Genomic DNA, 21,537 nt, shown 5'->3' on the forward strand with positions numbered 1-21,537 from the left:
GAATGTCCGTTTACACCTTCCAAATTATTTCTGCCTTCCTCGGTTAACAATATTGATAACCTACAGAATTTAAACAGGTTTTGTCCCGATTTTAGATTGACATAAAACGTTCTCACAATGTATTAAGGCTCTGAAATCTTTGAAGGTGGCAGGAAACTTGGGGTTGCCAGACTGTAGGTCGGCACCCTGCAAAGCTTCAGGTTCCGGATAAAAAAGTCAACAGCCGAACCGTTATCAAACGGTGTAGGTCTGACGGCAGGGCCTTGGGAGGATTCATGCACGGAATATTTCGAATCTCGATCTTAATGCTGGTCATTGCAATGCTTGCTGGCTGTGGAAGCGACAGCAGCTCTGCTGGCAATTCCACTCCCCAAACTAATCGGAACGATGGCGGTGGGGGATTTGAATCCCAGATGCAGAATCTTTACACACTACCAGCTGGCTCAACCGTGATCATGCTTGCCAATGATTCGGTAGAGGTACCCGCGGGAACAACAGTCACGTCGCCGGACGGGAGCAGCACGATCACCATCACCACCCGAAACGGTATTTTCTACACGGTCGTAGGAGCAACGGTCAGAGTTCCGACAGATGCTAACGGCCCAGCCCTTAATACGGTGACCACCACCCCCGCGCCAACCAATTGATAGGTCTGTCATGGGGGGCTGAGCCTCCAGGTAATTCCCTTGTGGGGGCCGAAATCCCGTGGAGCAATTCTGACGAAGGTTAAGCAAAGGGCAGACACGTTTCTGAAATGTCCTAATGTCGAACCTGACCCCACGGGGTGTCCCCATGCCGAGAGCCACCAAGGGGCTGGTTAATAACCACAAGACCTGAAACAAACATTTGGACCCGGCATGGTACCGAGGGTTTTCTGGACCGCGAAATGCGGAAGGGGCCGTACATCTACCACCGTAACCGGCCTTGATCCTGATGGGTGACTGGGATGCAGCAAAGTTTGACATCGCAAAGAAAGAAATAACGGCAATAGTACTGACGGCGATAACTGAAAACAGAAGGGCTTGAAAAGTCTCTTTTCCAGCTTCAGGGGGCCTTTTTGCCTCTTGACGGACAGCCTTTAATGACTTTACCCCCTTGCCAGATGATGGCTGGATTGAAACAATAAGGACAATATGCGTGGTGACCTATTAATTCTTTTGTTTGGTTTTTTAACCTTTGTTTATATACGTGTGATGTTTCATTTTCGTAGTGACCTTTTTGATATAAACAATAATAAAAAAACATCCAAAATTATTTGGATTAGTGTTATTGTTATGTCAATACCAATATGGATTATACCTTCATTTGATATAATTTGGAAAATTAATATATCAATGCTATACCTTATTATGTTTTTTGGTAATGTTTTGGTTGTTCGTGCAGTAAGAAAAACTATTCATAATAAGTAACATGAGGACTTGATTTTGCATTTAGCATAGCTATGAACAACTGGCGGTGTCAGATTATCTCGAACTGCACCATTCAACGGTGAATAGAGTCTTGACGAAGTTAGCTGAAAAACATCAAGGGTAAAGACTTGATCCCTTGCCTCTCTTGCCTCTTCGGGTTGGTCCGTACCGTGCTTTTACTTAAAACAGCTTGGTAAATAGTGTCCATCCGGAAACGTCGTTTATGACGTACTGAGACAGGACGACAACCAGGAAAGCTTAGGAACTTCATACAAAATATAAGGAGAACAAAATGAAATCGGTATTAATTACAGGAGCCAACAGAAACATAGGATTGGAAACAGCAAGACAACTTTCAAAAAAAGGGCTGCTTGTTTATTTGGGCAGTCGTAACATTGAAAAGGGGAACATTGTTTTAAAAGAATTAACAGAAGATGGATTTGATAACATTAAAGCTATTGAAATTGATGTCACTAAGCCAGATACCATTTTGTCCGCCAAGAATAGGATCGAAACAGAGCAGGGCAAATTGGACATTTTGATAAGTAATGCAGGCATACTCGGAGAAGTGCCTCAACATGCCATTGATACGCCTATCAAAGAGATTCAGAAAGTGTTTGATACCAATTTTTTTGGCGGGATTAGTGTTGCACAATCCTTTTTAGAACTGCTTAAAAAGTCTAAAAGCCCACGTATTAGCATTATCACATCCGGTCTTGGATCTTTAACTTTACACAGCGATCCGAGTTGGAAATATTATGATGTAAAACATGTGGGGTATATAACTTCAAAAGCAGCTTTGAATGCTTACACCATTGTTTTAGCCTATGAACTAAAAGGATTGAGTTTTAAAGTAAATGCAATTGACCCTGGTTTTACTGCAACAGATTTTAATAACCATATTGGGACAGGAACAATAGAAAGCGCAGCAGAGTTTATCATTAAACATACGCTAACTGATGATGATGGACCGACAGGTAAGTTTTTCAGTAACGACATAGAGGATGAAACCGAATTAAGTCCCTGGTAAAAGGAGCAAAAACAATGGAACACAAAATTGGACCAATTGTAGTTAGAGTATTTAAATTTAATTTAGAACCAACGTGATGATGTTCTTTGACTCAAAGCTATCGAAAGCATTATCAAAAGACATAATAATGTTCGATATGGACGACGAAATTTTTGCGGGATATGATGCTATCAATCAACTTTAAAGATCTCCGCCACTCTGTGGGCGATTTGCTCCAGCTCAATTTGGCTGTCTTTGTAGGCAGCCCTCCTTTCCATTTGTTCATTTGCTACTTTCAGGACGGCTTCAACGAAGTCGCTATCACCAAGAATACGCTCGTCGCTCTTTAAGAACGTGTTGCAGCGTCGGGCATCTTCCACAACATGCCAACCACCGGAGAGCTCCGGGAGTGTCTATGCGGGCTTGACGGGGCATGTGCTTAAAATTGCCATATCACCATGGGAAAGCAACACATAATTGCATGGGCGTCCCCCTAAATGTGCCTTCAGGGTTAGCTGCGGTAGGCACTCCCGCCCTTTCTGTCGGGACCTTCATAAGAACGATTGCTGGTACCACTGGTTTGATTTGGATTAATTAATCTTTATGTTGCGGATATTTTGGCAATCCAAGGCGGTAATGTGGATCCTTTTACTGAAGCACTAATGATGCTGTTCTCTTTGGTACTTGCGTCAATTTATTTAGCAGTGATGTTTTTTGGGAAGCGTGAAGTTTTTGACATTAACAACTTTAAAAAAGGAAGGACTATATATTATACTGGCACCGCTATTTTATTGGTTCCAGTATTGTTTTCAACCTTTCCAATAATTTATAAAGTTGGTTTTATTGTATTAGTCTTTGTATTTTTCAGACTTAATTTTAAGCTGGTTGCATCCGCTCGAAAAAAACTTGGAAAATAAGTTGCTTGTTCTATACGGTAATATTGGAGGCGCCCCGAGGGGACGTTGTTAAGATTTTAAGTTTCACGTCGTCTTACTACAAACCTTGGAAATTCTAAAAGGAACGGCCGACCAGTTATGCACTCTGGTCGGCCGTTTGTCGTCTTGGCAGCTTCCGCCGCCTCCCGGAGAATGGACCCTAACCGGCAATCTCAATGCAAATCTTTCCGAAATGGGCTCCGGCCGCCTCGTATTGAAAGGCCTCGAACAGGTTTTTTAGCGGGAAGGTCTTGTCGATTGCCGGCTTTACGTCATTGGCGTCGAGGGCCCGGATCATCTCGATCTGCTGCTGGCGGCTTCCGACTTGGATGCCTTGAAGCCTCACTTGTCGTGCCAACAGCTCCACGGTCGGAATCGGTCCGGAGAAACCGGTCAGGACGCCGATGTACTCGATGTGTCCCCCGATGCGGCTTGCCCTGATCGACTGCGGCAGCGTGTCGGGACCGCCCACTTCGATGACATGATCTACGCCGCGTCCGCGGGTCAGCTCTAATACCTGATCGGACCAATTCGGATAGGTCTTGTAGTTGATGGTATGATCGGCGCTCAAGGTGCGGGCGCGGGCCAGCTTTTCATCCGAGGAGGAAGTGACGATCGTAACTGCGCCCATCATTTTTGCGAATTGCAGCGCGAAGATCGACACACCGCCGGTGCCTAACGTCAGTACCGTCTCGCCGGCCTTCAATGGGCCATCACTGACGAGGGCACGCCACGCAGTGAGAGCGGCAGTTGGCAACGTTGCCGCTTCGGCATGGTTGTAGTTTTTCGGCGCGCGGGTGAACCAGTGCGCCGGCCGCACTACCTTCTCCTGTGCATAGCCATCCGAGCTGTCGCCAGGGACCTTTGCGACGGCGGAGGGTACCGGTTCTCCGTTTTGCCACTCGGGGAAAAAACAGGAAACGACGTGATCGCCGACGGCAAACTCGGTCACCCCTTTCCCGACGCTTTCGACGATGCCTGCACCATCGGACAACGGGATGAGTCCTTCCGCAGTGCGAATCTTGCCGAGGGCGACGAGGTAATCATGATAATTGAGGGAATTTGCCAATAGCCGCACCAGGATTTCGCCCTGCTGCGGCGGGCCCGGCTCTTGCGCCTCGACCATCGTCAGGCGTTCGAGCCCACCGGATCCTTTTAGTCGTATCGCTTTCATAGGCGCCTCATCTTTGCAAATGGTTTGGGTGTCAGCTACGTCTGGATCGAAAAGAGTGTCCGATGTCTCAGTCCGGGTAGATTTGATCCAGTAGTTGAGACTTCTGGTTGAATTATGATCCTCTTCGAGGGGTGTTGTTAAGCGATTAATGTGCGGGCCTCGGCTGGCGATAACCTCGCATCAGGGGCGTGCTGTCGTCAGGGCGAGCTGGCACCGCAGGGTGGGAATGGGTTCTGTTGCGCCATTAAAAAGGCAAATCCCCCCATCCCCCCTTTGTCAAAGGGGGGTATCAAGGACTGATCTGCGTTTGGCGGGTGGTTCTGTAACAAAATGGACTGTCCATTTTGTTACAGTCTATCCAAAGTGACACTATTACAAAAGCTTACCGAAATCGGCTGTAACAAAATGAACAGTAAAATGAAGTTAATGATAACGCTGGCTTAGGTCCGGTGTGCTATTGTGTTGAAATGTATAGGGTTCTGAATTGCTCCTGGAATGGGCACGAATATTGGAATACCAATTGGTTTTTCCTGTCCAATGTTGTGATCTGATGCCGGGAGGGCAATTGCATGCTGAGTGAATTGAGGTGCGGTGGGGTTTTAAAAAGGGGACTGTCTTTCTGGTTGCTGCTGTTTTCCCTGTTCGTGATCCTTCCCAAATCTGCGGCCTGGGCCGATGATCTCACCTTCTCCTACGGCGGTAACGCCAACTGGTTCACGGAGACGGCCACATCTCACAGCGGCGGCAATGCCTTCCAGAGCGGGGCGATTTCCAACAGCCAGTCGAGCTGGATGGAGACCACGGTCACCGGACCCGGCGTGATCCGGTTCTGGTGGAAGGTCTCCTCGGAGGGATGCTGCGACCCGCTCCGCTTCAGCATCGACGGCACCGCCCAAACTGACATCCGCGGCGAGATCGACTGGCAGTACAAGAGTTTCTCCGTTCCCGCCGGCACCCATACCCTGCGCTGGACCTATTCCACCGACGGTTCCATCTTAAGCGGCAGCAATTCCGCCTGGCTGGACCAGATCACCTTCACCCCGGGTACCTTCGATCTCACCGCTCCGACCACGACCGCTTCCCCTGCGGGGTACTACTATTACCCGGCCGGCCAAAGCGTCACTCTTTCCTGCAGCGACGGTACCGGGAGCGGTTGCGCCTCTACCTATTACTGCCTCGGAAGCGGCTGCTCCCCGACCAGCAGCTACACAGCTCCGATTGCCCTGTCCTCCTCGACGCCCATCAGGTTTTATTCGACGGATGTCGCCGGCAACAGCGAAACGGTTCAACAGACCTCCTACTACATCGATAACCAAGCTCCGACCACCAACGCCAATCCCGCGGCCGGCTCCTATGTCGGGGGGCGCTCGATCCAGCTCAGCTGCAGCGATTCCGGCATGGGATGCGCCTCCACCTATTACTGCACAGGAAGCGGCTGCACCCCGACGACGGCCTATCAGTACTCCACTTCCATTGCCGTTAATGCCTCGACGGTGCTCCGTTACTATTCCACCGACCGCGCCGGCAACACCGAGGCGGTCTCTACCGCCAACTACACCATCACGGCGGACACCACCCCTCCGACGACTACCCCCTCCCGTGTCAGCGGAACCTACGCGGCCTTCTATCCTTACTTCACCTGCAGCGACGGAAACGGCAGCGGTTGCGCCGCCACGTACTACTGCCTGGGGAGCGGCTGCACGCCGACCACGCTCTATGCGAACCAGATCCCGTACCTCACCAACTCCAGCGATCTCCGGTTCTACTCCACCGATAACAGCGGCAACAGCGAAGCGGTGCAGACGGTATCGTACGTGATCGACAAGACCCCGCCGGTCACCTCGGCGAGCCCGTCGGCCGGTACCTACACCGAGGCTCCGGTCGTCACCCTTTCCTGCAGTGACGGCAGCGGCACCGGATGCAACCAGACCTATTACTGCACCGGCCCCAACTGCACTCCGAACATAAATTACAGTGTCCCGATCCGCATCAACGACACCACGGTGCTCCGCTTCTACTCTTCCGACAATGCCTACAACAACGAGTCGGTTAACACGCTTAACTACGTGCGGGGGAGCCAGGCGCGGACCATCAACGTGCCGGCCGACATGGCCACCATCCAGGCGGCCATCGACGCGGCCTACAACGGGGACACCGTGCTCGTCGCCCCAGGCACCTACCTGGAAAACATCGACTTCCACGGCAAGAACATCACCGTTACCAGCAGCGGCGGCGCCGACGCCACCATCATCGACGGGAACCGCAACGGCTCCGTCGTTTCCCTGGTATCCGGAGAGACCCGTGCCTCCGTGCTGGACGGATTTTCCATCCGTAACGGCTCGGCAAGCTATAACGGCGGGGGGATCTACGTCGGAAACAGTTCCCCAACCATCACCAACAACAAGGTCTACGGAAACACCGGCGATTTCGGCGGAGGAATCGCGGTTTATTTCGGCTCCCCGTCGATCCGGAACAACAGCATCTACCAAAACAGCGGCGATTGGGGGGGCGGCATCAGTCTGACTGGTTCCACGACGGTGGCAGAGGTCACCGGGAACAGCATCTACCAAAACCGCGCCAGTAACGGCGGCGGGATCTCCCTCTGGGCTGCGGGGAACTAGCTGGTCCAGGGAAACGTCTTCCGGAACAACACCGCCACTACCGAGGGGGGCGGCATCTCGAGCGTGAACAGCTCTACGACCACCTTCCTGCAGAACCTGGTCGTCAATAACCAGGCTCCCTCCCACGGCGGACTGACCACCGGCTACGGTCCCACCGTCTTCATCAACAACACCATTGCCAACAACGATTCCACCGGCGGGGCATACTCCGACAATGCGGCGGTTTCCCTCGGCGGCGGCACGTTCGTGAACAACGTGCTGCTCGGGGTGCCGGGAAAGAGCGCGGTAGTCTGCTCCGCTTCGTCGCTCGGAAACTTCAGCCACAACCTCGTCTATGCCCCCTCCGGGACCGCCTATGCAACCGGGTGCCCGGACCAGACCGGGATCAAGGGGAACCTCGCCGGCGACCCCCTGTTGAATAACGTCACCCAGGGGCTCGCTGCGCTTCGGGCCGGTTCCCCCGCGATCGACGCCGGGGACGGAACGGTTGCCTCGATTCCCGCCACGGACCTGGGAGGAGGGACGCGAGTCGTCGACGGGAACGGGGACGGGACCGCGACGATCGACATCGGCGCCTACGAGTTCGATCCCGCCTACCCGGTCGCACAGCTGGCGGGAGTGCCGACCGCCTTTCTCACCAGCAACAGCCTCACCCTGACGGTGAGCGGAACCGGCGTCGTCTCGTACCGCTATGCCCTGGACGGGGGCGCCTTTTCCGGGGATACCGCCGTCGCGACCCCGATCACCCTCACCGGTCTCAGCAACGGCCGGCACTTTATCGTCGTTTTGGGGAAAAACGGCTCGGGCCTGGAGCAGAAAGCGGAGACCGCCACCGCCGCCGGGTGGGTGGTCAACACCGAAACGAGCGACCTCACCTTCACCTCCGGCGGCGACGTCTCCTGGTTCGTACAGCCGGACGTGACCCGCGACGGGATCGCCTGGCAAAGCGGCGCGGTCACTTCGGGACAGTCGAGCTGGCTGGAAACCACCGTCACCGGGCCCGGTGCGCTCCGGTTCTGGTGGCGGATCGATTCGGGCTACTACGACGGCTCGCTTTCCCTCACCATCGACGGAACCATCACCACCACCTGGAGCAACACCACCTTCAACAACACGACCGGATGGCGGCCGCAGTCCGTTCTCGTCCCGGCCGGAAGCCACACCCTGCGCTGGACCTTCACCCCCCAAAGCTACACCGTCCCCTGGGAGTCGGCTTTCCTGGACCAGGTCAGCTTCCAGGCCGGAGCGAACCCCGACGTCTCGGCCCCGACCACGACGGCGGCTCCGGGCGCCGGGATGTACAGCACGCCCCAGAGCGTTGCCCTTTCCTGCAGCGACGGTGCCGGGGCCGGGTGCGCCGCAACCCTTTACTGTCTCGGCTCCGGTTGTACCCCGACCATTCCCTACACCACGCCGCTGAGCATTGCCTCCGACACCTACCTCAGCTTCTCCTCGTCGGACACGGCGGGGAACTACGAGCAGGTCAACACCGGGCACTACACCTTCGACCACACTCCGCCGTCGACGTCGTCTTCCCTGGGCGGCGGCACCTATTCGGGAGAACGGGACGTAGCGCTTTACTGCGGCGACAGCGGCCTGGGGTGCGCCACCACCTACTACTGCACAGGTAGCGGCTGCACACCCACGACGACCTACAGCACCGCCATCCCCATCACCGCCTCCACCGACCTGCGCTATTACTCGGTCGACCGCGGCGGCAATGCCGAAGCCGTGAAAACGTTGTCCTTCACGATCATCCCCGACGTCACCCCTCCGGTGACTACCACCGGTTCGTCTTCCGGCACCTACCAGTCCCTTTCGGTGAGCCTTTGGTGCTCCGACGGGAGCGGCAGCGGATGCGCCCACACCTATTACTGCCTCGGTACCGGGTGCACCCCGACCAACCTGTACACCTCGTACGTGAACATTTCCCGTTCCAACGACCTGAGGTTCTACTCCGTGGACAAGTCCGGCAACGCGGAGGCGGTTCAGACCGTCTCCTACGTGATCGATGCCGACCCGCCCACGACGACCCCGTCGGTTGCGTCGGGAATCTTCACCGCTCCCCAGACGGTGACGCTTTCCTGCAGCGACGGCGGCGGGACCGGCTGCTCCGCGACCTACTACTGCCTCGGCAAGGGGTGTACCCCGCACACCGCCTACTCCGGCCCGATCGCCATCTCCGAGTCGACCTATCTCACCTACTACTCAAGCGATAGGGTGGGAAACTGGGAACGCGACAAGACCGAGCGTTACACCATCCGTTCCGGTCCCCCCGCAACCATCAACGTCCCGGCTGGCCAGGCGACCATCCAGGGGGCCATCGATGCGGCCCAGGACGGCGATACCATCGTCGTCGCTCCGGGAACCTACCGCGAGAACATCGACTTCAAGGGAAAGGCGATCTCGGTCACCAGCAGCGACGGGGCTGCCGCCACCATCATCGACGGGGGACATGCCGGCTCGGTAGTCAGTTTTGTCTCCGGTGAGATGCGGACCTCGGTGCTGGACGGTTTCACCCTGCGCAACGGGACCAGTTCCAATAACTTGGGGTATGGCGGCGGGGTTTACGTGGCCCAGTCCGCTCCGGCGATCCTCAATAACCGGATCACCGGCAACACGGCCTATGCCGGCGCCGGGGTGGGGATTTATCAGGGATCGCCCTTGCTGCAGGGGAACCTGATTACCAACAACAGCATGGGCAGTTCCTCCTATTACTACGGCGGCGGAGGCATCTTACTGGACGGCGGTGCCGATGCCCGGATCATCGGCAACACGATCAGCAACAACACGGTTTCCTACGGCAGCGGCGGCGGCATCCTGGTGAGCGATTCCTTCGGGGCCACCATCCGGAACAACACGGTCCGGAACAATTCCTGCGGCCAAAACGGAGGGGGCGTCGCGATCGAAGACAGCGACAACGTCTCGGTCCTCCAAAATGTGGTAGCCGGCAACCGCGCCGTCGCCGGCGGGGGCGTGTACCTGTTGCAGGAATTCCAGGTCGGGGCCCAACTCACCCTGGAGGGCAACACCATCGCCCTCAACGAAGCCCCGTCCGGCGCAGGAATCCTGGCCTCCGGCCCCAACGATGGAACCTTGATCGCCAATACCATCGTCACCTCCCAAAACGACCAGACTCCGGTGCAGTGCGAGCAGGGTTGGTATTCCGATGCGCTCCCCCCGGCATTTCAGGACAACCTCGTCTACGCCTTAGGCGGCGCCACCTTCGGCGGCACCTGCAGCGGCCAGAACGGGGTGAACGGCAACCTGAGCGCCGATCCGCTGCTGAACGGTCCGTCCTTCGGATATTTCAGCCTGACGGCGGGCTCCCCGGCCATCGACGCGGGGGATGCCAGCGTAGCCGGCGTTCCCGATTTCGACCTGGCCGGCGCCCCGCGCCTGATCGCCGGGACCGCCGGGACCGCCGGGGGCGCGGCGCGGCTTGACATCGGCGCCTACGAGTTCGATCCGGGCGAGCCGCGGGCGGTCCTCTCCGGCGCGCCCACCAGCGCCGTCCGGGAAAATTCCGCTACCATCACCGTGGCCGGCGACGGCATCGTCTCCTACCGCTACGCCGTGGACGGGGGGGGCTTCGGCCCGGACGCCATCCCGGTCGCCACCCCCATCACCCTCACCGGCCTGAGCGGCGGGGCGCACGTGGTTGCGGTCATCGGGAAAACGTCCGACCGTGAGCAGCGGAGCGCTTCGGCGACGGTGGCCGGCTGGACCATCGACTCCCTCCCTCCGACCACGACCGCCACCCCGGGGAGCGGCACCAACTACAGCACCGCGCAGTCGGTCACCTTGGCCTGCAGCGACGACCCCGGCGGCAGCGGCTGCGTCGGCACCTTCTACTGCCTGGGGGGCGGATGCACCCCCAATCTCCCGTACACCGCCCCGATCGCCCTCTCCGGCGATATCGGGCTCAAGTACTACTCGGTGGATGCCTTCGGCAACCAGGAGGCGGTGAAGACCGCCAGCTACTCCTTCGTCGGCAGCATTTCCGGACGGGTCACCGACAGTGCGACCGGCAGCGGCATCAGTGGGGTCTGGGTACAGCTGGTAAATGCCAACACCGGTTCGCCGGCCCAAAGCGCTCCTACCGACGCTACCGGGGCTTACCTCCTGTCCGGGGTCCGCAGCGGCAGCTATAAGGTTTCCTTCCGAGCCAACGGTTACCTCAACCAGTGGTACAACGGCCGATCCGATAGCTCCACGGCCACCCCGGTGGTCATTACTGCTCCGGCAGCGGTGACCGGTATCGATGCGGCCCTGAACATCGCCGGCCGGATTTCCGGGACCGTCACCTCCGCCGATACCGGCGCCGCGATTTACGGGATATACGTCACGGCCCACGATGCCGTTACCGGCGCCTGGGGAGGTTCGGCCACTACCGATGGTTCGGGCAACTACACCATGTCCGGGATGGCGACCGGCCGGTACAAGGTCCGCTTCTGGGCCGATTACGGTTACCTCGGCCAGTGGTATGGCAACAAGCCGGACTCGGCCTCGGCAACGGAAATCGTCGTGAGCGCCGGTAGTACCGCGAGCGGTGTCAACGCCGCCTTGCAGAAGGGGGGGAGCGTCTCCGGGACCATTACGGCCGGCACCGGGGGAGCGATTACCTCGGCCACCGTCACCGTCTACGATGCCGATAGCGGCTCCTATGTCACGTCAACCGGAACCGACAGCTCGGGACGGTATAGCATCTCCGGGCTTTCCGGCCGCTTCAAGATCGAGGCCTTCGCCTCGGGATACCTCGCACAGTGGTACGGCGGGACGAGTCAGGCTGCGGCCTCGGTGGTCGCGGTGGTACCTGGCGGTGCCGTCACCGGGATCGATGTCGCCCTGGCTCGCGGGGGGAGCATCACCGGAAAAATCACCGACCGCGCGACCGGGGCCGGCATCCCCTATGCCAGCGCCACCGCCTACGATGCCAGCACCGGCCAATATGTCGGCAGCGCCGGCGCCGGCGCCGACGGCACCTACACCATTCCCGGACTTGCCAGCGGGAGCTACCAAGTTTCCTACTCGGCGTCCGGGTATATCGGCCAGTGGTCCGGGGGAGCCGGTAACCAGACCTCCGCCGCCACCGTCGCCGTAACGGCGCCCAACACGACCAGCGGCGTAAACGCGGCACTTTTGGTCGGCGCAAGCATCACCGGCACGGTGACCGACAAGGGGACCGGGACCGGGCTTGCTTGGATCTCCGTGATCGCCGTCGACGTCGCGACGAGCAACTGGGGCCGCTCCACCTACACCGACAGTTCCGGGAATTACACCATCTCCGGGCTTCCCAACGGCAATTACCGGATCCGCTTCTCGGGGACCGATTACACTGCCCAGTGGTACAACGCCAAGGCAGGGTATGGGACTGCGGACGTCGTTGCCGCCGCTGCCGGGGTGCCCGTTTCCGGCATCGACGCGGCCCTGGAGAAGGGGGGGGCGGTTTCCGGTACGGTGACCGATGCCGCGACCGGGCTCCCCATCAGCGGAGTCTCGGTCCAGCTGATGACCGCATCCGGGAGCTCTGTCGGATACGGCTGGACCGACAGCTTCGGCCGCTACCGGGTCTCTGGGGTGGTGAGCGGCAGCTACCGGATTTCCTTTGACCGCAGCGGCTACCTGCAGTTCAGCACTTCGGTGGCGGTGACGGCTCCCGCCGAGACCACCCTCGACGCGACCCTTGCCGGCGGCGGCGCCATTTCCGGCACGGTGACCGATCGCAGCACCGGGGTCGGGTTGTTGGCCCACGTCTTCTCGGTCGACACGCGAACCGGGAACTCGACCGGTGCCGTTGACACCGCAGCCGACGGCAGTTTCACGATCGCCGGCCTCGCCAGCGGAAACTACCGGCTGCAGGTCATCTCCACCAACAACTACCTCGGCGGAGTTTTCGACGGAGTGGGGGTGGGTGGCGGCTGCCCCGCCACCATCGCCGTTTCGGCGCCGGCAACCACCTCGGGTGTTGACGTGCGTCTCGGCCAGGGCGGCAACATCTCCGGACGGGTCATCGATGGGGTAACCCTGCGGGGGATCGGGAATGCCTCGGTCTACGTCGCGTCCACCTCCCAGTCGCTGTATGGACTGGGCGGCTTCACTGCGGCGGATGGAACGTACTTCATCACTGGGGTGCCGAGCGGGGAATATTTCGTCTCGGCGAATCAGAACGGGTATCTGCCGGGCCCACAGGTGCGGGTGACGGTGGCGGCAGCGACGACGGCGACCGCAGCCGACCTCTCCCTTCAGCCAGGCGGCGGGGTAACAACGGGTAATGGGACCATCAGTGGGCACGTTACCGACTCCAGGACCGGGGAACCGGTTCCCGGGGTGGTCGTCGAAGCAAGAAATGCCGGTTCGGGAAGCTCGGTTAGGTATAGCTACTCCGACTCCTACGGGGCCTTCTCCATCGGCGGACTGCCCAGCGGCAGCTACCAGCTTTACTACTACCTTCCTGGCTCGTATCCGGGACCAACCATCGACGGCACCACGACAAGCACCACGACCAGCACCACGGGGGGGACCGGCTACCTCGGGTCGTCTTCCGCCACCTTGGGGAGCGTCTCGACGGTAGGGAATGTATCCCTGGTATCGGCTGCCCAGCAACGAGCGTCCTCGGGCCTTGCCAACGGGGTACCGGCAACAAGTCCCAAGCGCTTGACCGCCTCGCCCGACATGCCCACTACCACGGCCACGAGTTCTGCCGGGACCCTTGCTCCCATCGGACCGGTCACCGTAACCTCCCCCCAGGAAACCTCGGGTGTCGATTTCACAGTCGACACCCTGGGGGCCATTACCGGCACGGTGACCGACCCTTCCGGCGCGGTCATCCCTTACGTCACGGTGTTGGTCTACGACAGCACCACCGGGGCCATCGTTGGAACCACCCAAACGGAATCCGACGGCACCTACTTCCGTTTCGGTCTCCCCACCGGCTCCTACCGGGTCAAATTCGAAACGGATTATCCGAACCTGACGGTAGGAGGGTACCAGACCCGGTGGTACGCTACGGCAGGAAGCGTGGGGGCGAGCGATGTGGGAGTAGTGGCCGGGCAGGTGAACTCGGGAATCGACGCGCAGATGGTTCCCGGGGGAGCCATCACCGGTGCGGTCTCCCTGCCGGCCAGCCTCTGCACCGAGTGGACCACCGTGTCGGTAACGGCATATGACGCCGACGACAAGGTGGTGGCCCAAACGTTCGTCACCCCTCAAAACGCCGAGCAGTTCACCTTGTGGGGGCTGGCCGCCGGAAGCTACAAGCTCTTTTTTGCTCCGCCCAACCCCGGACTGCTCCGCCAGTGGTACCGAAACGCCAATGACGCCGAGACCGCCACCGCGGTCGCGGTGACGCCCGGCGCCAGCGCCGACGGCAACGACGTCACCCTTGTCGCCGGCGGCGCGACCATCTCCGGAACGGTTACCGGCGATACCGGCTGCTCGTTGACCATCGGGAACGTCCGGCTCTTCGACTGGTACTCCGGCGGGTTGGTCGCCGAAGCTGCCCCACTCTTCGGCGGTCACTACCAGATCAGCGGCGTTCCCGACGGCAACTACCGGCTCCGTTTCACGGTCAACGGGGTCGACCACTGGTACAAAAGCTCCGCCGAAACCGGCACCGCCACCCGGATCACGGTAAGCGGCGGCACCGACGTAAGCGGTATCGACCGCACCGAGGCCTGCGGCCCGGACGGCACCCTGGGGGACACCGGCGTGCCGACCCTTTTGGACGCGATCAAGGTGCTGCGGATCGCGGTGGGGCTCGATGCCGCCACGCCCGAGGCGCTGGTTCACTGCGACGTGGCCCCGGTGGTCGGCGGCGTCGCCGCCCCCGACGGGAAGATCGATATCACCGACGCGCTGCTTATCCTGCAAAAGGCCGCGCGCCAGACCGTCTTGCTACCTTAATGATTGATGGAGTGAAAAAAATGAAACGAGTTCTGGCTTTACTGGCAATAGTGGTGGTGTTTCTGGGGCTGGCTTCCTGCGGTGGCGGGGGAGGGGGGGGCACGCCGAGCACGAGGGTGAGCGGGGTGGCCTCGAAAGGGATCATCAAAAACGGCCTGATCAGGATCTTCGCCCTCAATGCGGACGGGAGCAAGGGCGCGCTCCTGAAGGAGACCTCGACCGACGCAAACGGCGCCTATTCGGCCTCCTTCTCCTATTCGGGTGCGGTCCTCGTGGAGGCGAGCGGCAGCTACACCGACGAGGCGACCGGGGCGACCAAAACGATTCCGGCCGATGCGCCGCTGCGTGCCGCCGTGGAACAGGTGAGCGGTACCGCCGCGATCGCGGTGACCCCGCTCACCGAACTTGCGGTCCAACGCATGGAGGACCCGGTCAGCCACAACGTCACGGTGGCGCAGATCGCCGCCACCAACGCCGCGGTGTCCGCCCTTTTCCAGGTGGACATCGTCGGGACCATGCCGGTCGACGCGCTCTCGGTGACGCCGGGGGCGAGCAACGCCCAGAAGGAGCATGCCTTGGTCCTGGCGGCGGTTTCCCAGTTAATGCAGGACAAGGGAGAAGATCTGCCGACGGTGATCGCCACGCTCAAAAGCGCCATCGGGAGCGACGGGACCCTGGACACGACTGCCGCCCAGGAGTTCCGGGGCGCCCTCGCCACCTTCACCGCGAGCGCCGAAAACCAGACCGGCATCGTCGACCTCCTCGAGACCCACCTGGCCGACATCGGGTCGGTGACCAGAAACGTGCGGCTTGCCGTGACCGGAACCGCGGGGTCGATCGGCGGGCTGCAATTCCAGGTGGTGCTGCCCCCGGGGGTGACCGTGCAGGCAGACAGCAACGGTAACGTCGTGGCAGGGTCGCTTGCCACCGCGAGCGGGGTCTTCGCCGAAGGGGTTTACGCCAGCGCCAACGCCTGGAAGCGGGGACGGGTCGGCGTTATCGTGGCCTCGCCCACAGGTTTTGCCTTCGGTCCCTTTCTGACCCTGACCTGCCAGGTCGCGCCCGGCGCTGCGCCGGCCAACGGCGACTTCCAGCTGCCGGTGCTCGGCGCGTATGACTCGGGCCAGGCTCCCATCGACCCGACCGGCCTGACCGTGACCGCCACGCTGCTGTAGGCGCTGGTTCACCGTTTGGTGAATAGAAGAGGGGGCGGCTTTTCCAAGCCGCCCCCTCTCTTTGTTGGCGCCAGGCACGGCGCGCGGTTTAAGAAGCCGCTACTTCAAAAAAAAGGGCGGCATTTTTCCGCCGCCCCCTCTTGGTTCCTGCCTTTTCCCTCGGTTACCGTTTCCCTTCCTCCCAGTCGGCGTCGACCGCCTGCTTCTTGCCGGAACTCCGGGCTGCCCTTTGCCTCAGGATCTTCACTACTTCCGCCGAACTGAGATCCTCGCCGCTTCCGGTGCGCCGATCGTTGACAATGGTCCCGGTTCCCCTTCGGTCTGGCATGCTCATGGTTCACCTCCGCGCGCATCCGATGTTCCCTTCCGGGAGCTGACGCTTTCCTTTCGTTTCTGGGCACCAAGCTTAAACTGTGCCGGAACTAAGTGCCCGGTATGACAGGAAACGGTGGCGGGGGAAGTGGGGGAGCTGCTCGCGCCGAGGGCAGCGCTGTTCATAAAATTAACAATGGCTAATTTGTGGTATCCCCTTGGATGACCGAAGGCGCAGGTAGCAGGCTTAAAGGGATCGTTCGCGCCCGAAATTGCGCTCCCGCCACTCCGGGTTCCCTGCATCGCTCAGTTGCGAAGTTGTTGCGTTGATGTGAAATAGTTAATTAGGTGGTTTCTCTGTCACAGGGGAAGTGAGACATGACAAAGGGCCCCCTTCACACTGATTTTCATGTAAAGATATACTCTCTAATTAAACGACCATCCCACTGATCCTACCCGAGAATGCTTTCCACAGCTGTTCCATCTCTTTTCTAACTCTCTGTATTCACAATGCAATGCCAGTTGCTACTCACCAGGCGGGTTACTACCTTAGTGCTATCCGTATAATCCCCCGATGGGAGGTTTTTCCTGCCAACATATACCTGAAGTAGTTATTGCGCCTGATTCCTCGAACGATATGGTTTTTAGCAAATACATTAAATCTTTCCGGTAAATCGTGGCCTGTGTCAGTCCGGTAGGTGCGGGTGACAGATAACGGAAGGCCATGAAAAGCATATACGACCTCGGGCCGGGCGGAAGGATCGCTTCCGCCCAGCCCCATTCCCTACCAAGGGGAGCTGACCATGTATCTGCGCTATTACCGACTGGCACGGGAACCGTTCAACATCACCCCCGATCCGGAGTTTCTCTACCTGAGCCCGGACCACCGGGAGGCGCTCGCCGCCATCGTTTACGGCGTCGCCCAGCGCAAAGGGGTGATCGTAATCGTAGGCGAGGTCGGGGTGGGGAAGACCACGGTCTTGCGCAGCTACGCCGCAGGGGTGAACCGGGAAATCAACCGGGTGCTGAACCTCCTGGAGGCGCGCGTCTCGGTCGATCAGCTGCGCCGCTTCATCGCCCGCGAGCTCGGGCTCGAAGCCGCGGCGGACCCCCTGGAGGCGATGCGTGCGTTGAACGGATACCTCCTCGGGGAGAGCGCCCGGGGGCACCACGTCGTGCTCGTCATCGACGAGGCGCAGAACCTCCCGATCGAAACCCTCGCGCACCTTTGCGTGCTCTCCAACCTGGAAACCGAGCGGGGCAAGCTTTTGCAGGTGGTGTTGTGCGGCCAGCCGGAACTGGAGACGCTGCTCGAAAAAAGTGAGCTCCGGCAACTGCGCCAGCGGGTCGCGGTGAAGGCGGTGATCCGCCCGCTTCCGGGCAAGGAGCGCCTCGCCTACATCAGGCACCGGCTGAGGGTTGCCGCGGGGAACGATTCCCTCTTCGCCCCCGATGCGCTGGCCTACATCGCCGACCGCGCCGGCGGCATCCCGCGGGTGATCAACATCCTCTGCGACAACAGCCTGGTCACCTCGTTCGGATACGGCCGGCAACGGGTGACCCTCCAGACCGCCCGGGAGGTCCTGGCCGATTTCCAGGCGACGGCGCGCCGGCCCAAGTGGCGGTGGTTGAGAACCCTGGCGATCGGGTTGGGCCTGGGGATGGTCTTTTTCGGCTCGTTTTTCCTGGCGGAACATTTCCTGAGCCCGGAGGGGGGGACCCCGGCTGCGGCCCGGTCGGTCGAGGTGGCGCGGAGCCAAGCCCCGCCCATTCCCGCCGCCGCGGAGCCGCCGCCAGCAAAGGTCGCCGCTGCGCAGCCCGAGGAGAGGGAGGCCGGCACGGCCCTGCGCGGGGAGGGGAAGACGGTGCGCAAGGGGGACACCCTCGCCGCCCTGGTCATCAAGCAGTACGGCTTCGTGAACCGCAACATCATCCAGCGGGTGAAGGCGAAGAATCCCTGGATCAAGGACGAAGACCTCATCATCGAGGGGAGGAAGGTGTTCTTCCCTCGCCTGGAACCGTAAGGGGAACAAGGCCGGCAACCCCGGGGGGCGATCATGAGCAAGATCTATCGGGCGCTCGAGCAGGCGCGGCAGGAATTGACGGAACCGGAATCGGATGCCGGTGCGGGATGGCGCATGCCGGTCCGCAAGGACACGCTCTTACCCCCGCAGCGGCAGGGCTCCCGGGTCAGCGCGGAGCACAACGCCTACATCGAGATCTGCCGCGCCTTCGAGACCCAGTTGGCGCTGCACAGCAAAAAGACGGTCCAGGTCATCTGCTCCCGGCGGGGGGAAGGGGTCTCCACCGTGGTGAAGGGGATCGCGCTCACCTCGGCGGAGCGCCTGGGGAAACGGGTCCTCATCATCGACACCTCGAGCCGCTACCCGGAGTGGGTGATGGCCGGGGGGCAGCGGCCGCACGGCGGCCCGGTGCCGGTGTCGACCTGCTTCAAGGCGGGGCGGGAGAACCTCTGCGTCGCCTTTCTCCCCCTCGATGCCGCGGCCATCTGGCTCAGCCCGGTCCAGTCGGGGCGGGACATCCTGGCCGAGCTGAGCGACTACTTCGACCTGATCCTGATCGATTCCCCCTCCTTCGAGGAGTCCCCGGACGGGATCGACCTCGCGCGCCACGCCGACGGAGTCATCATCGTGGTGGAAGCGGAGCGGACCAAGTGGTTTCTCGTCGACAACCTCAAGGAGAAGATCCTGAACAACGAGGGGCGGCTGCTCGGGGTGGTCCTCAACAAGCGGCGCTTCCACATTCCGGAGCCGGTCTATCGGTGGTTCCACTGATACCCGGGAAAGGAGCTCCATGGCATGGCGACCTTGCGCGATGACATAACGGGTTTCGCTGCGGCATCCCCCCGGACCCTTCCGGAACCGGTGCTGCCGGGCGAAGCGGCCTTCGACCACATCCTCTGCCGCGAGCGAAAGCGCGCCGAGCGGACCGAGGACTCGCTGCTTTTGCTTTTGGTCGACTTCTCCCTGCTGCGGCAAAAGGAGCGGCTGCAGGGGTGCCGGGAGGCGGCCTTGGTGCTCCCGCCGCTCTTGCGGGAGACCGACGCCTACGGCTGGTTCCGCCTGGGCGAGGTGCAGGGGATCGTCTTTACCTGCCTTCCCCGCTCCGGGATCCAGGCGACGCGGGAGCTTTTGGTGCAGCGGGTGCGCGACGCCCTGCAAAAAGGGGTGGAACCGGAGCTTTACGCGTACCTCGTCATCTCCGCCATCGTCTTTCCCGAAACGGTCGACGCCCCCGGCGACCCGCTCAACGCGCTTTTGTACCCGGAGGTCGTCAAGGCGGGGCCGGGGCGGCTGGCCGATCTGGCCAAGCGCGGGGTCGATCTCGCGGGCTCGCTCCTGCTCCTGGTCCTCGGCGCCCCCCTGTTTTGCGTGGTGGCCCTCCTGATCAAGCTCACCTCGCCGGGGCCGGTCTTCTTCCGCCAGGAGCGGCTCGGTGCCTACGGCCGGGTCTTCACCCTGCTCAAGTTCCGCTCCATGAGGATCGACAACGACGACGCGATCCACCGGGAGTTCATCCGCAACTTCATCAACGCGGGAGGCGAAGGGGAAAAGGATCCGACGACCCCCTTCAAGATCCGCAACGACCCGCGGCTCACCCCGATCGGAAACTTTCTCCGGCGCTCCAGCATCGACGAGCTCCCCCAACTGGTCAACGTCCTTACCGGAGCCATGTCGCTGGTCGGCCCGCGCCCCCCGATCGCCTACGAGGTGGCCTCCTACCATCCCTGGCACCGCTTGCGGCTGACCCGCAAGCCGGGGATCACCGGGCTTTGGCAGGTGCGCGGCCGGAGCCGGACCACCTTCGACGGGATGGTGCGGCTCGACGTGGAGTACATCCGGCACTGGTCCCTCTGGCTCGATATCAAGCTCCTTCTGGCAACGCCCCTGGCGGTCATCCGGGGGAAGGGGGCGTACTGATTCTGAAGCAAAGCGAGGTGCCTTCATGTTACGACTCGGCGTGGTTGGCTACGGTTACTGGGGACCCAATATCGTCCGGAACTTTTCCAGCATTCCCGGTGCGTCGGTCCACTCGGTGTGCGATGTCGACGCCAGGGCGCTCGGCATGGTCAAGAAGAACTTTCCCAAGATCGAGATCACCGACGACTACGACGCCCTCGTCAAGTCGCGGCGCATCGACGCGGTGGCGGTGGTGACCCCGGTGTCGACCCACTACGAGCTGGCCAAGAAGGCGCTTTTAAACGGCAAGCACCTCTTCATCGAGAAGCCGTTCACGGCAAGCTCCGCGCAGGCCGAGGAGCTCATCGAGATCGCCGAGCGCAAGAAACTGACCATCATGGTGGACCACACCTTCCTCTTCACCGGCGCGGTCAACAAGATCAAGGAGCTCATCAGCGACGGGCTTTTGGGGGAGCTCTACTACTTCGACTCCACCCGGATCAACCTGGGGCTCTTCCAAAAGGACGTGAACGTGGTCTGGGACCTCGCCCCCCACGACCTTTCCATCATGAACTTTCTGATCGACCGCCCCCCGGTGGCGATCGCGGCCACGGGGATCTCCCACTTCGACGACGACATCGAAAACGTCGCCTACATCACCGTCTACTTCTCCGGCAACATGATCGCCCACTTCAACATCAGCTGGCTCTCCCCGGTCAAGATCCGGACCACGCTGATCGGCGGGGACAAGCGGATGATCGTCTGGAACGACCTGGTCTCCGACGAGAAGATCCGCATCTACGACCGCGGGGTCGACAACGGCCACGCGGATGCGACGCCGGTGCACCCGGCCCAGATGAGCTACCGGAGCGGGGACATGTGGGCCCCCAAGGTCGAGGAGTGCGAGGCCCTGCGGCGCGAGGCGGAGTACTTCGTCGACTGCATCGACAATAACCGCAAGCCGTTCAACGACGGACGGACCGGACTGGACGTGGTCCGGATGATCGAGGCGACGGTGAAATCGCTGAAGATGGGTGGGGAAGTGGTCTACCTGTGATCTTTGCGTCAAAGGAGGCG

General features: G+C 60.4%; 12 protein-coding genes. 9 read left to right on the forward strand and 3 right to left on the reverse strand.

Annotated elements, in window-relative coordinates; translation table 11 throughout:
• The first annotated feature begins 275 nt into the window (after positions 1-275).
• Both JFN93_RS11515 and JFN93_RS11520 read left to right on the forward strand, forming a co-directional pair.
• Positions 276-647 carry a hypothetical protein gene (locus JFN93_RS11515; protein WP_199384220.1) on the forward strand — a complete coding sequence of 124 codons (372 nt, stop codon included), beginning with the start codon at positions 276-278 and terminating at the stop codon, positions 645-647.
• Between the two features lie 1,054 nt (positions 648-1,701).
• Complete coding sequence (locus tag JFN93_RS11520; RefSeq protein WP_199384221.1) at positions 1,702-2,439, forward strand: SDR family NAD(P)-dependent oxidoreductase; 738 nt, start codon at positions 1,702-1,704, stop codon at positions 2,437-2,439.
• Positions 2,440-2,609: 170 nt separating this feature from the next.
• Here the strand turns inward: JFN93_RS11520 and JFN93_RS11525 are convergent, their stop codons facing one another.
• Positions 2,610-2,798 (reverse strand): hypothetical protein, encoded by a 189-nt coding sequence (locus JFN93_RS11525; protein WP_199384222.1) that lies wholly within the window; start codon positions 2,796-2,798, stop codon positions 2,610-2,612.
• Positions 2,799-3,513: 715 nt separating this feature from the next.
• Positions 3,514-4,527, reverse strand: coding sequence for a zinc-dependent alcohol dehydrogenase family protein (locus JFN93_RS11530; protein ID WP_199384223.1), 1,014 nt, complete (start codon positions 4,525-4,527; stop codon positions 3,514-3,516).
• Positions 4,528-5,096: 569 nt separating this feature from the next.
• On the opposite strand from JFN93_RS11530, the gene JFN93_RS11535 reads away from it, so the two are divergent.
• The 3 genes from JFN93_RS11535 to JFN93_RS11545 all read left to right on the forward strand — a co-directional run bounded on the left by JFN93_RS11535 (position 5,097) and on the right by JFN93_RS11545 (position 16,228).
• The gene (locus JFN93_RS11535) at positions 5,097-7,148 is read left to right on the forward strand and encodes a chitobiase/beta-hexosaminidase C-terminal domain-containing protein (protein ID WP_199384224.1); all 2,052 of its coding nucleotides are present in this window, start codon (positions 5,097-5,099) and stop codon (positions 7,146-7,148) included.
• A gap of 63 nt (positions 7,149-7,211) precedes the next feature.
• A complete protein-coding gene (locus tag JFN93_RS11540) occupies positions 7,212-15,053 on the forward strand; it encodes a carboxypeptidase regulatory-like domain-containing protein (protein WP_199384225.1) in 7,842 nt (2,613 codons plus the stop codon).
• A 20-nt stretch (positions 15,054-15,073) separates the two neighbouring features.
• Complete coding sequence (locus JFN93_RS11545; RefSeq protein WP_199384226.1) at positions 15,074-16,228, forward strand: hypothetical protein; 1,155 nt, start codon at positions 15,074-15,076, stop codon at positions 16,226-16,228.
• Between the two features lie 163 nt (positions 16,229-16,391).
• On the opposite strand, the gene JFN93_RS11550 is transcribed toward JFN93_RS11545, so the two are convergent.
• Complete coding sequence (locus tag JFN93_RS11550; protein WP_199384227.1) at positions 16,392-16,562, reverse strand: hypothetical protein; 171 nt, start codon at positions 16,560-16,562, stop codon at positions 16,392-16,394.
• A gap of 781 nt (positions 16,563-17,343) precedes the next feature.
• Here JFN93_RS11550 and JFN93_RS11555 point away from each other — a divergent pair.
• Genes JFN93_RS11555 through JFN93_RS11570 form a run of 4 tightly spaced genes read left to right on the forward strand, consistent with a single transcriptional unit; the run spans position 17,344 to position 21,517 of the window.
• A complete protein-coding gene (locus tag JFN93_RS11555) occupies positions 17,344-18,564 on the forward strand; it encodes an ExeA family protein (RefSeq protein WP_199384228.1) in 1,221 nt (406 codons plus the stop codon).
• Between the two features lie 33 nt (positions 18,565-18,597).
• Positions 18,598-19,335, forward strand: a complete 738-nt coding sequence (locus JFN93_RS11560) for a P-loop NTPase family protein (protein WP_199384229.1) — start codon at positions 18,598-18,600, stop codon at positions 19,333-19,335.
• A gap of 24 nt (positions 19,336-19,359) precedes the next feature.
• Positions 19,360-20,481 carry a sugar transferase gene (locus JFN93_RS11565; protein ID WP_199384230.1) on the forward strand — a complete coding sequence of 374 codons (1,122 nt, stop codon included), beginning with the start codon at positions 19,360-19,362 and terminating at the stop codon, positions 20,479-20,481.
• Positions 20,482-20,506: 25 nt separating this feature from the next.
• The gene (locus JFN93_RS11570; protein WP_199384231.1) at positions 20,507-21,517 is read left to right on the forward strand and encodes a Gfo/Idh/MocA family protein; all 1,011 of its coding nucleotides are present in this window, start codon (positions 20,507-20,509) and stop codon (positions 21,515-21,517) included.
• The last annotated feature ends 20 nt before the right edge of the window (positions 21,518-21,537 follow it).

It is taken from the genome of Geomesophilobacter sediminis (assembly GCF_016458275.1).
GTDB classification, from domain to species: domain Bacteria; phylum Desulfobacterota; class Desulfuromonadia; order Geobacterales; family Geobacteraceae; genus Geomesophilobacter; species Geomesophilobacter sediminis.